General features: G+C 69.5%; 9 protein-coding genes and 1 pseudogene. 3 read left to right on the top strand and 7 right to left on the bottom strand.

Going from position 1 to position 11349, the window contains the following annotated elements:
• Window positions 1-100: 100 nt before the first annotated feature.
• Window positions 101-823 (bottom strand): hypothetical protein, encoded by a 723-nt coding sequence (locus tag ACIBJF_RS48805; RefSeq protein ID WP_399184347.1) that lies wholly within the window; start codon window positions 821-823, stop codon window positions 101-103.
• Between the two features lie 242 nt (window positions 824-1065).
• On the opposite strand from ACIBJF_RS48805, the gene ACIBJF_RS48810 reads away from it, so the two are divergent.
• Together ACIBJF_RS48810 and ACIBJF_RS48815 are read left to right on the top strand one after the other, a co-directional pair.
• A complete protein-coding gene (locus tag ACIBJF_RS48810; protein ID WP_399184348.1) occupies window positions 1066-1584 on the top strand; it encodes an SRPBCC family protein in 519 nt (172 codons plus the stop codon).
• 36 nt (window positions 1585-1620) lie between these two features.
• Entirely contained in the window at window positions 1621-3933 is a 2313-nt protein-coding gene (locus ACIBJF_RS48815) for an FdhF/YdeP family oxidoreductase (RefSeq protein ID WP_399184349.1), read from the top strand.
• A gap of 141 nt (window positions 3934-4074) precedes the next feature.
• Here ACIBJF_RS48815 and ACIBJF_RS48820 read toward each other — a convergent pair whose 3' ends face one another.
• The 6 genes from ACIBJF_RS48820 to ACIBJF_RS48845 all read right to left on the bottom strand — a co-directional run bounded on the left by ACIBJF_RS48820 (window position 4075) and on the right by ACIBJF_RS48845 (window position 9428).
• A complete protein-coding gene (locus ACIBJF_RS48820; RefSeq protein ID WP_399184350.1) occupies window positions 4075-5838 on the bottom strand; it encodes an FUSC family protein in 1764 nt (587 codons plus the stop codon).
• Between the two features lie 121 nt (window positions 5839-5959).
• Window positions 5960-6562, bottom strand: coding sequence for a transposase (locus ACIBJF_RS48825; RefSeq protein ID WP_399184351.1), 603 nt, complete (start codon window positions 6560-6562; stop codon window positions 5960-5962).
• The gene (locus ACIBJF_RS48830) at window positions 6487-7029 is read right to left on the bottom strand and encodes a winged helix-turn-helix domain-containing protein (RefSeq protein WP_399184352.1); all 543 of its coding nucleotides are present in this window, start codon (window positions 7027-7029) and stop codon (window positions 6487-6489) included. Before ACIBJF_RS48830 ends, ACIBJF_RS48825 begins: the two co-directional genes overlap by 76 nt.
• A 66-nt stretch (window positions 7030-7095) precedes the next feature.
• Complete coding sequence (locus ACIBJF_RS48835; RefSeq protein WP_399184353.1) at window positions 7096-7740, bottom strand: HAD family hydrolase; 645 nt, start codon at window positions 7738-7740, stop codon at window positions 7096-7098.
• A gap of 70 nt (window positions 7741-7810) precedes the next feature.
• The gene (locus tag ACIBJF_RS48840) at window positions 7811-8011 is read right to left on the bottom strand and encodes a hypothetical protein (protein ID WP_399184354.1); all 201 of its coding nucleotides are present in this window, start codon (window positions 8009-8011) and stop codon (window positions 7811-7813) included.
• 316 nt (window positions 8012-8327) lie between these two features.
• Window positions 8328-9428 (bottom strand): helix-turn-helix domain-containing protein, encoded by a 1101-nt coding sequence (locus ACIBJF_RS48845; protein WP_399184355.1) that lies wholly within the window; start codon window positions 9426-9428, stop codon window positions 8328-8330.
• A gap of 72 nt (window positions 9429-9500) precedes the next feature.
• Here ACIBJF_RS48845 and ACIBJF_RS48850 point away from each other — a divergent pair.
• A pseudogene (locus tag ACIBJF_RS48850) lies at window positions 9501-11349 on the top strand (hypothetical protein); the annotation flags it as partial.

Genomic DNA, 11349 nt, shown 5'->3' on the forward strand with positions numbered 1-11349 from the left:
GGCGGAGACATGAGCGCGGGCGCCGCCGGCCGCCCGCGCCCGCCCGGAGGAGCGAAGCGACGACGGGTGCTTGATGAGGTAGAGAAACCTGTAACGGGCTCTAGTTGGTGCGGCTGAGCGTGGTCAGGTGATCAAGGTATTCACGGCCAGTCGGTTCGGCTGCGAAGGCCCGATTGACGATGGCTGCAAGCTCGCGGCTGACCATGAGCAGGGACGGCAGGGACTGCCGGTCGCCCTTCAAGGCCCACTCGCCGTAGTTCACCGCCTGGTCCAGGTCGCCCTGCCGCGCCGCCACCACACCGAGGGTGATCCTCGCCTCCGCCATGCGCATCGGGGATCGCTCGGACCCGTCGAAGTCGGTGCCCGCCCGAATCACCTCGTGGGCAAGGTTCTCGGCGAACCGGTCCTCTCCGAGTAGCCGGTAGCAGTCCATGGCATAGAAGTCGAACTTCGCCGGGTCCACCACGAAGTGGTGATCGAGGTTCTCGGGGTACGGCATCCCTTCGAGCAGCTTTCGACCTCGGTCCAGGGCCACCTCGGTCTGTCGGCGGTCGCCCAGCCTGGCCCATCCCTTCGCTTCTTGGGCGGCAAGCTGTACGGCTACGCCATGCGAGGGAGCTGCCTCCGTACCGGCCTGCGAGGCGGCAAGGATTCCGCGGTAGTCGCCGGTGGTCAGTGCGAACCAAGCGCGCATCTCGTGAGCCCAACCGGCGATCTCTGTATTACCGGACTCCTGAGCTAAAGAGAGGGCAGCCTTCCGCGTGCTCTCGGCTGCGGCCCGGTCCCCCATGTCGTACTCGACGCATCGGTTGCGCTGGTTCATCCGGGCCGGCCGTGGCCCCGAGCCGTTCCGATTCCGTACCGTCCCCGGTCCGGGCAAGCCCACGGAGGCCACGGAGTGGAGGAGCACCCGAGCCGGGCCGAGGCGTCCGCCTGCGGTCCCGGCGAGATGGCCGTCGGCGCCGGATGACAGGGGCACGGACGCGGACGGCCTGCTCTCCGTGTGGCAGCCCACCTGCCGGGAGGAGAGACTGGGAGACCGCGGCGCCTGGAGATGGGTGGGCCATGCATACCATCGAGGAAACGATCGAGATCGCGGTGCCAGTGCGCACCGCGTACGACCAGTGGACGCAGTTCAAGAGCTTTCCGCGGTTCATGACCGTGGTGAAACGGGTCGAGCAGGTCAAGCCCAACGTCACCATGTGGGTCGTCGGCATGGGACCGGTGTGCCGTGAGTTCGAGGCGGAGATCGTCGAGCAGGAGCCCGACTCCCATCTCGCCTGGCGCAGCCTGGAGCGGCGTCCCTCCCACCGCGGAGAGGTGTCGTTCCGGTCCACCGAGGAGGGGAGCACGTCGGTCAGCGTGCGGCTGGAGGCCGAGCCGGGCGGCGTGGCCGGCGCGCTCCCCGTCGTACCCGCGCTGACCAGACGCGTCGTGCGAGCGCAGCTCGGACACTTCAAGGAGTACATCGAGGGTCTGGGGGAGGCGGGCGGGTCCTGGCGGGGAACGATCCGCAACGGACGTGTACGGCCCGTGGAGCCGGAACCGCCGAGGAGCCGGGTGCCCTGCTGGCCGGTCGGCTGACCTCGCGCGGGACGACGACGAGCGAGAGGCAACCCGATGACCAAGCCCCCCGGCGAACGGCCGAAGGACGAGCTCACCGTGACGCCGCCCAAGAAATGGGCCGCGGGCGTACCCGCCGTGGTGCACGCTCTGGAGTACTCCCTGCAGCAGACCTCCCCGCTGAAGACGGGGGTGAACCTGCTGACCATGAACCAGGTGGACGGCATCGACTGCCCCGGCTGTGCCTGGGCGGACCCCTCTCCGGGGCACCGCCATCGCAACGAGTACTGCGAGAACGGCGCCAAGCACATCAACGACGAGGCCACGACGCGCCGCATCACTGCGGACTTCTTCCGCGAGCACAGCGTCTCGTACCTGAGCCGGCAGTCCGACATGTGGTTGAACCATCAAGGACGGCTCACGGAACCGATGGTGAAGCGGCCCGGGTCCGACCACTACGAGCCGATCAGCTGGAGCGACGCCTTCGGACTGCTCTCCGCCGAGCTGACCTCCCTGGACACCCCCGACGAGGCCGTCTTCTACACCTCGGGGCGGGCCAGTAACGAGGCCGCGTTCGTGCTGCAGCTCTTCGCCAGGGCGCTGGGCACCAACAACCTGCCCGACTGCAGCAACATGTGTCACGAGTCCAGCGGCTTCGCCCTGCACGAGACACTGGGCACGGGAAAGGGCACCGTCAGCCTGCACGACCTGCACCACGCCGACCTGATCTTCCTGGTGGGGCAGAACCCCGGAACCAATCACCCGCGGCAACTGTCCGCGCTGGAACAGGCCAAGCTCAACGGCGCTCGCATCATCGCCGTGAACACCCTGCCCGAGGCCGGGCTGCTGAGGTTCAAGAACCCGCAGAAGGCGCGCGGGGTGATCGGGCGCGGAGTGCAGATCGCCGACCGGTTCCTGCACATCCGCGCCGGGGGCGACCTGGCGCTGTTCCAGGCACTGAACAGGCTGCTGCTGGAGGCCGAGGACGCCCGGCCCGGGCAGGTCCTGGACCACGACTTCATCCGCTCCAACACCAGCGGCTTCGAAGGCTTCGCCGCCCACGTCCGAGCGCTGTCCTGGGACGACGTGCTCGCGGCGACCGGGCTGACGCGGAGGGAGATCGAGAAGGTCCGTGACGACGTACTGCGCAGCGAACGGGTCGTTGTCTGCTGGGCCATGGGAGTCACGCAGCACAAGCACGGTGTCCCCACCATCCGGGAGATCGTCAACTTCCTGATGCTGCGCGGAAACCTCGGCAGGGCCGGAACCGGCGCGTGCCCGGTGCGCGGCCACAGCAATGTGCAGGGCGACCGCACCATGGGCATCTGGGAGCAGATGCCCGACTCCTTCCTGGACGCGCTGCAGCGGGAGTTCGGCTTCGACCCGCCGCGCGCCCACGGACTGGACTCGGTGAACTCGATCAGGGCGATGCGTGAGGGCCGTGTCAAGTTCTTCCTCGCGCTGGCCGGCAATTTCGTGCGGGCCGCACCCGACAGCGAGGTCACCGAGGCCGCCATGCGCAACTGCCGCCTGACCGCCCACATTTCCACCAAACTGAACAGGTCCCACACCGTCTGCGGGCGGACCGCGCTCATCCTCCCCACGCTCGGCCGCACCGAGCGGGACGTCCAAGCGGGCGGGGAGCAGTTCGTGACCGTGGAGAACTCGATGAGCGAGGTGCACACCTCCCGTGGGCGGCTGAGGCCGGCTTCCAAGCTCCTGCTCAGCGAAGTCGCCATCCTGTGCCGGCTGGCCCGCCGCACCCTGAACGGCAAGCCCGACATCCCCTGGGAGCAGTTCGAGGCCGACTACGGCACGATCCGTGACCGGATCTCCCGCATCGTGCCGGGACTGCACGACTTCAACCGGCGCGTGGCCCGCCCCGGCGGAATCCAGTTGCCGAACCCCGTCAACGAGGGCGTGTTCCCCACCGCCGTGGGCAAGGCGCTGTTCACCCGGAACGCCTGCGAGGCGCCGCACCTTCCCGAGGGGCACCTGCTGCTGCAGACGCTGCGCTCCCACGACCAGTGGAACACCATCCCCTACACGCCCAACGACCGCTACCGGGGCATCCACGGCAGCCGCCGGGTGGTGCTCGTCAACCCCGCCGACCTCGGCGAACTCGGCCTGATCGAAGGACAGCACGTCGACCTGGTCGGCGTGTGGAGCGACGAGGCCGAGCGCCGCGCCGAGGATTTCGAGGTGGTCCCGTACCCGACCAGCCGGGGCTGCGCCGCCGCGTACTATCCGGAGACCCAGGTCCTGGTGCCCCTGGACAGCGTGGCCGACATCAGCAACCAACCGACGTCCAAGGGCGTCGTGGTCCGCCTGGAACCCACGGCACCACGGCCGAGCACCACCCCGCGCTGACCCGGGCGCCCGGCACCGGCCTGCCGCCGCGTGTAGCATGTCAGAGGCTGGACGGGAGTGGTCATGGGTGATCGAGTCGACAGCCGGCCCCCAAACCCTGGTGGCCGCCACATAGATCACGCCCACCAGCCGTAGGGCCGGTCATACCCAACGGCGGTGCAGCCGGTCCAGCAACAGATAACTGCGTTCTTCCGCCGCGGCGAGTTCGGCGGGATCGATTCCCGCCGGCCACAGTTCGCCGGCGGCGGCATCGTCGGCATCACGCAACTCCACCACGGCCTGCGCCAGACGCACCTGAACGTCCGGGGGCGGCGGTCCGCAGTGAGGGGCCAGGGCCTCTTCCGCGCGTTCCACCGCCTGTGTGCATGCGGCCAGCGCGCTCTCCACCCGCACAGCGGCGTGGTCGTCGACCACCAGCAACGCGCAGACCAGCCCCACGGCGATCCCCAGGAAGCTGGCGAGCCCGCGGTCGTAGACAAGTTCACCGGCGGATACGGGGGTGACCATGTCGCTCAGCAGCAGGGCCATCGGCGTCACGAAGACGACCCCCAGGGTGTAGTTGCGGACGACGGTGTATTCCAGCAGGAACTCCAGGAGCACGATCACCAGGGCCAGGACCTCAGGACCCGGGTGCGCGGCCAGCACACCGACGGCGATCAGCAGCCCGACGACGGTGCCCATCGTCCGCTGGGCGGCACGTTGCGCTGTCGTGCGGATGTTGACCGAGTGCAGCACGGCGGCCGCCGAGATCGCCGCCCAGTAGCCGTGCCCCAGGCCCAGCAGAAGTGCCAGTCCACCGGCCACCCCGGTGCCCAGAGTCATCCGCAGCGCCGGAATCACCCGGACCGAGATGTGGCCGGACCCGGCGAGGTGCCGACCCAGCATCAGCTCGGAGGCGCGCCGGACGGCCGTGTCCGCATGCAGCGCGGCCGGCCCCAGGGCGCTGCGGTCCCGGTCACCCGAAGCGGCACAGGACTCCAGTTCGGGCAGCAGCGGCACCGCCCGGCGGCGTCGGTCCGCGAGCAGAAGGGCCTGCCGGCGTAGGTGCTCCGGCGTCACGGGAAGGTCGTCGGGCGACCGCCGTACGGAGCCGATCAGCAGGAACCACGACATGTCCGTCAGACGCGCGCAGATCTCCTCGTGCCCGCTGTGCCGCAGCTCCATCGGCGGTGCGAGGCCGAGGGAGTGGTACGCATGCAGCACGGCCACCGTCGCCCGGTGCCGCAACTGTCCCGTGGCCTTGGTGCCGGCCCCGTGCAGCAGGTCCGCGAGCGCGCGCAGTGCCGCGGCGACGGCGATGCGCTGGGGGCGGTCCGGATGGACGAGCCAGCCCACCACGGCCAGCACCCAGGCCACCGCCGACGCCGCCGCGGCCAGCCCTGTTCTCGGGAGGACATCGGCGAGAGCGGTGGAGGTGTTGGCGGCCACCGCGAAGGAGAAGAGCAGCAGCACCGCACCCAGTCCGCCCAGCCGGGTGGCATCGCAGGCGAACTTGGCCAGCCCGGCGACCACGGCCGTCGCCGCCACCACCGCGACGGCACCGGCTCCGCCCGCCCGTGGCTGGGCCAGCGCGGCCAGGGCCGCACCGAATCCCACGCACGCTGTCATGGCCACCCCGACCAGCGAGAGCACCCGAGCACGGCGCCCGTACGGCAGATTGCGCCCGAACGTGGTGGTGAAGGAGCCCAGCATGGCGTACACCGCCAGATCGGGCCGCCCGGCCAGCACGATCGGCAGCGCCACGACCGCCATGGCCAGAGCCGCGCGCAGGGCGAAGAGAAAGGCTCCGTCCACCTGGTGCACGGCCAGTGCACCGCGCGGGGAGAGCACCCGCGTGACCCCGGCGAGCGAACGTGGCCGGCCACCCCTGATGAAGACGGGGAAACCCCTGTGCGAAAACGGCATGGCCCGTGTATATCCCCTCCTCCGCCTTTCCGTAATCGCCGTATGGGCTCGATGGTCCGGATGGGGGCGGAGCCCCGCGCTGAGCGGAGGGAATGCCGCTAGAGATCTTTAACGGCTGAGGTTACGACGGTTGGAAGTCGAGCCCGGTCTTGGCGATGAGACCCTCGATGAGGCGGGGCCGGTACTGCATGCGTTTCAGCCGCGTCTTCACCAACGCGGTGAGCTGGTCCAGGCCGCGTTTGGTGAGGTTGGCCAGCGACCTCTTCAGGTGCGACCAGACGCCCTCGACGGGATTGAGCTCGGGAGGGTACGGCGGCAGCTGGTAGACGGTCAGCCATAATCGGGCGGCGATCAGCCCCCGCATAGTGCGACTGACGTGCGTGTTCAAGTTGTCCCAGACCAGAACGCTGGGGCCGCCGAGCTGCTGGTGGGCGGCATCGAGCAGCCGGGCGTAGTCGGTCTCGGTGAAGCCCTTGCGGCGGCCTTTGGAGGGGCCGCGGTCGAGGTGGATGCGGTAGATCAGCCGGGGCCGGTGGCCGGCTTTGGTGCAGATCAGCGCCGCCATGGAGACACGTTTGGTGCCCGCGGCGGTGACCCGCACCACCGGCGTATGACCCCGCCGGCCCCAGGTACGGCCCTTGGGCGGCCTCAGGCCCTGGCCGGCTTCGTCCTCGAAGCAGAGCCAGGCGCCCAAGTCCGCCGCCCTCTTTTTATGACGGGCCACTGCTCGTCCTTGCAGGCGGCGATCTTCTCTTCGTCCCGCTCGGTGGCCTTGCGGGAGGGGACCTGCACGCTCCAGCCGATGCGGTGCAGCAGCAGGTCCAGCCCCGCCAGGGTGTACTCGACACCGAACTGGCGGCGCACGACCTCGGCGATCCGCGCCAGCGTCCAGCACTGGTCAGGCCAGCCGGAGGCGGCCGGGCCGGCATCCAACACCGTCTGCAGTAGCCGCAGTTGGCCTGAGTCGAGCTTGCAGCGAGCACCGCCGGGGCCCTTGGAGGCCAGGGCCTGCCGACCTCCTGAGGCCAAGGCCCGCCGCCAGCGGTTCGCCGACATCCGGGTCACCCTGAACCGCCGGGCCACCTCCCGGTCACTGTCCCCGGCCTCGATCAGGTCGGCGGCCGCGAGCCGGAGTTGCTCACGCCGAGCCCGTTCCTCAGCCGTCAAGCCGCCGCCATCGGGATACCTCATCCTCCCGGCATAGCGCGGCCCACGACAGCCGTCACGACCCGCCGTAACCCGCACCGTTAAAGATCTCTAGTTCCTTTTCTCTCGCAGCAGCTCGATGGCCTCTGTGACTCGGTGCACCGCAGCGACCGGCTTCTGGAGGCCATTAGGCCATTTACGGCCGTTGGCCACCCAGACCGTCCGTAGGCCCGCTGCCCTTCCTCCATCTATGTCGGTGTCCGGGTTGTCGCCGATCATCCACCCGCCGGCGCTCAGCTCGACGCCACATGCCCTAGCCGCGGCCTCGAAGAGGCGACGCTCCGGCTTCCGTACCCCTACCTCCGCCGAGACGCAGATGCCGTCGAAGAGCGGTGCGAGCCGTGTCGTGTCGAGCTTGGCTCGCTGAATGTCGCCCGCCCCGTTCGTTGCGATGCCGAGCGTCCACCCCGAGCGGCGTAGCCCTTCGAGCCCTTCCTGAACCCCATGGAACGGGCGCACCGACCGAGCCACACCAGCGACGTACTCACGCCAGAGGCTGCTCGGATCATCGCGGAGTCCCAGCACCGTCCGCAGGTGTACGAAGTCCGCCGGATAGGCGCGCTCCCTGAGCCGATCGCATACGACGGACTCCGCAGTCCGGGGCAACCGGCGCGAGCGCACGAAGCTGCGAGCCCAACCCTCAAGGCCCGCACTGCGATCGATCAGGGTGTTGTCCAGGTCAAAGAGTGCCAGCACAAGGCGACGCTACGCGAGGACGCGCTGTCGAGGCCCCGACCAGATACGTCGTCGGCACGCACAGAGGCTGCTACGACTCGGTTGGCCAGGTTGTCAACACGGTGGCGGTCTCCTCGTCAGTGAGGAGGACCCGCAGCGCCGGCATGCTGCTGTATTCGCCGATCCAGCGGCTGAACTTGCTGCGTGCGGTCTCCTCGCGACTCCACCAGCCGTGCTGTACCGGGTGGCCGTCGGAGGTGAGCAGCAGGTGGTGCCGGCCGGGCTCATCCATGAACCTCATCGTGCCAGCCTCAGCGGCCGCCTGGCGCAGGTCGGCAAGTATCCCTTCGATCGTGGTCGGCCCCGTCCACCGCGGCATCGTCGCCAGCGAGTCCTCCCGGCACAGGTCCACCCAGCGTGGACCACGCCCGGGGAAGTCGGCGAGGCGCTTCGGGTTGGCAGGATGCTTGTCGGCCTGCTCAAGTGCCTCGATGAGCTGTACGCGTTCCCTGCTGGACAGGTCGGGGTCGATGCCGGCTCCGGCAGCTGACCCGAACGGTGGGGTCCCGCGCCGGAGCCCCGCTGCGGGTACCGGCTGCTCGATCGGCTCAGAGCCAGCCGCGGCGGACCGCCTGTGCGCCCGCCTGGAACCGGCTGGTCGCGCCGAGGCGGGCGGTCAGGTCGGTGATCCGGCGCCGCAGTGTGCGTTCACTGAGGCCGAGTTGGCGGCATGTGGTCTCGTCCTTCAACCCGGCATGGAGCAGATGGAGCAGGGCACGATCAGTGGCGCTGAGGTCCAGATCGTCTTCCGTCTCCTGTGCCTCGCTGCCGAAAACGGGGGTGGCCTGCCGCCAGCACGCCTCGAAGAGTTCCACCAGGGCGTCGCACAGCGGTGACCGGTGCAGCAAAGCGGCTGTACTGCGCAGGCCGTCGGCGCTGGCGGTGAGCGGAACGATGGCGTCGCGGCGGTCGAAGATCAGCAGTTTCAGCGGCACATGTGGCAGGACCCGGGCCTGTTCCCCGCGGAGCACCAGTTGCCGGAGCAGTTCCGCACGTTCGGGTATGGCCAGCACCTCGCTCGAGTAGATCGCCCGGGCCCGCACGCCACGGGCCAGCAGGTCCTCTTCGGACTGCTGCGCAGTCGCGTCAGCCGTGAGGTAGGGCGGAGTGTCGAAACACAGGACCTCATGCTCGGCGCCCGCCATCAGCTCGGTCAGCCAGGCGCTCATCGTGGTCGGCCCCTCGATGATCTCGACCAGACGGCTCGGGTCAGAGCTCAGCTTGCGCTCGTGGAATTCGGCGCCGTAGGTGTCCAGCGCGACCGACGCGCGCTCGAGTTCCAGACGACGCGCGCGGATCAGGGCGGCCAGGCCGATGCGCGGATCCACCGGGGCGTAGCGGGTGGGCCGTCCGGCTGAGGGGACCGCCAAGCCGGCCGCGGCCAGTTCGTCGAGCATACGGCGGGCATGTCCCGCGCTGCAGGACTGATGCCGCGCCAGTTGGGTCGCGGTCAGTGGCGGCGAAGCCAGCAGACGGCGGTAGGCGCGCTCGGTCGGCTCGTCGAGGCCTAGGGATTCCAGCACGGGTTCACCTTGCCCGTGCGTGTGTCGGCCTGGGCAGCCTATCGCCTGACCGGTACCAGCCGCTGACCGGAATCGGCCAGGCTTTCCTCTCCTGTTGAAGCGATTGCACTGGAACAGTACCGGCATCCCGTACGGCATGGTTCGCCGTCGCCACCAGCGAGGCAACCGTCCACTCCCATCCGAAAGACAAGTGGTCCATTGAGAAGCAAGAGAAGGGGCATACGCTCCGGCATCGTCGCCACCGCGCTGGCGATCGGCGCCGGCATGCTGGCAACACCGCCGGTTCAGGCGGATGCCTCGCAGGGCGCGAAGGGCATCCGCCTGACCGTCGGCGCGCTCGAGAAGCTCAGCAGTCGCTACCAACCACGGATCGACGGCACCCCTGGGCAGGTCGCCGCCCAGCAAGGCCCCGCCACCGCCGCACCGCCGCTGCCGGGCACGGCCCCGAAGGCGGCGCTCGGCTCGGGCAAGCAGACGGACACCACGTCCACCACCCCCGGCTTCAAGCGCACCGGCCAGTGGGAGACCGCGCGGGGCTACGCCGAGAGCCTGCCGCTCGGCGGCACCAAGGACTGGGTGGCCGTCTACAGCGGCGGCACCGTCGCCCGTTACGACGCCCACGGCAAGCAGGTGTGGAACCGCGGAGCTACGTCCTTGTACAAGGACTGGGAAGTGACCCCGAACCACTGGTTCCAGCCCTATCCCTACCTGCCGAACCTCTATGCCGGCTACAACCCGTTCCAGATGTCGCCCACCGGTACGAAGCCGTACCTGACGGGCGACTTCAACGGCGACGGCGTCAAGGACGTCGTCGTCGCCTATGCGGTGGGCAACTTTCCGTTCCGGCCGTTCTCCTCGCCCGGCTCGAAGCTGGACTACGGCACCTTCATCACCATTCTTGACGGCCGTACCGGCAACACGGCATGGAGCAAGCTGGTTCCCGGCGCGGTCGGCAACATGCTGCTGCAGGACGGCAAGCTGGTGGTCGCCGACTCCGCCGGCCCGGACTGGTCCGCCGATCCGGTGGCCGAACAGGGTGACAGCCGCAGCAGCCTGACCGCCTACACCTTCAGCCGTGCCGCTCACGGCAAGCTCAACGGGACCGCCGCCTGGACCTACTCGACGCACGCGCCCTGGGCGTACTGGGGCGATCTGACGTCGATGGGCGCCGGCCGGATCGCCGCGTCCTGGTCCGACACCCCCATGGACCTGGGCAGCCCGAGGCCCGCCGACGGCAACGTGCTGGTGCTCGACACGTCCGACGGCAAGGTCGCGGCGCAGGCCAAGACCCCCGGCTACCCGCGCATGCTGGTCAAGGACCCGGACGCGGACCGCGTCCTGGTGGTCGAGCAGAACGACCCCTTTGACAAGGTGAGCTGGGACCTGACCGGGATCGACGCGCACAACGGCCGTCGCACGGTGATCACCTCGCGTCAGGGCACCGTGCCGGAGGCCTTCAAGGTCCTGCCGAACACCCACGCCCCGCAGGCCCGGTTCGCGGTCGCGGAGCTCAACATCACGCCCGACCTGACGGTTGGCCAGAGCACCATCTCCGGCTGGGGCGGCGAGGGCCGCACCCTCTGGTCCTACACCACCGCCTCCACGGTCGGCCAGTACAACGCGCCGACGATGGGCCTGGCCTCCGACGCCAAGGGCAGCGAGGTGTTCGCCTCGCTCTCCGACCCGACCAGGGCCAGTGCCGCCGCCCCCGCGGGTCCCGAGCACACCCAGCTCGTCGGGCTGAACGCCGCGACCGGGCACCTCGACTGGTGGCAGCAGGGCGCCGTGTCCGGCGACACGATCAGCCCCTACCAGGGCGGACTTCTCACCGTCGGCTATGACAGCACCGCCTACACGGTCGACCCCGGCACAGGCAGGATGCAGGCCATGCCCCTGGCCGGCGACCTCTACGCGGCCGTCGCCACGGATGTGAACAACGACGGGGTCAAGGACCTGATCGCCGGCGGTGAGAGCCGCGGCATCTTCGCCCTCGACGGCAAGACCCTGAAGAAGGGGACGCCGACCATCCTGTGGCGGGCCACGGTCG

It is taken from the genome of Streptomyces sp. NPDC050743 (genome assembly GCF_044456925.1).
In the GTDB taxonomy this organism is placed as follows: Bacteria; Actinomycetota; Actinomycetes; order Streptomycetales; family Streptomycetaceae; genus Streptomyces.

Coding starts and splice junctions, on each gene's coding strand:
- ACIBJF_RS48805 (WP_399184347.1), bottom strand. CDS start 823: ATGAACCAGCGCAACCGATGCGTCGAGTACGACATGGGGGACCGGGCC.
- ACIBJF_RS48810 (WP_399184348.1), top strand. CDS start 1,066: ATGCATACCATCGAGGAAACGATCGAGATCGCGGTGCCAGTGCGCACC.
- ACIBJF_RS48815 (WP_399184349.1), top strand. CDS start 1,621: ATGACCAAGCCCCCCGGCGAACGGCCGAAGGACGAGCTCACCGTGACG.
- ACIBJF_RS48820 (WP_399184350.1), bottom strand. CDS start 5,838: ATGCCGTTTTCGCACAGGGGTTTCCCCGTCTTCATCAGGGGTGGCCGG.
- ACIBJF_RS48830 (WP_399184352.1), bottom strand. CDS start 7,029: ATGAGGTATCCCGATGGCGGCGGCTTGACGGCTGAGGAACGGGCTCGG.
- ACIBJF_RS48840 (WP_399184354.1), bottom strand. CDS start 8,011: ATGGATGAGCCCGGCCGGCACCACCTGCTGCTCACCTCCGACGGCCAC.
- ACIBJF_RS48845 (WP_399184355.1), bottom strand. CDS start 9,428: ATGCCGGTACTGTTCCAGTGCAATCGCTTCAACAGGAGAGGAAAGCCT.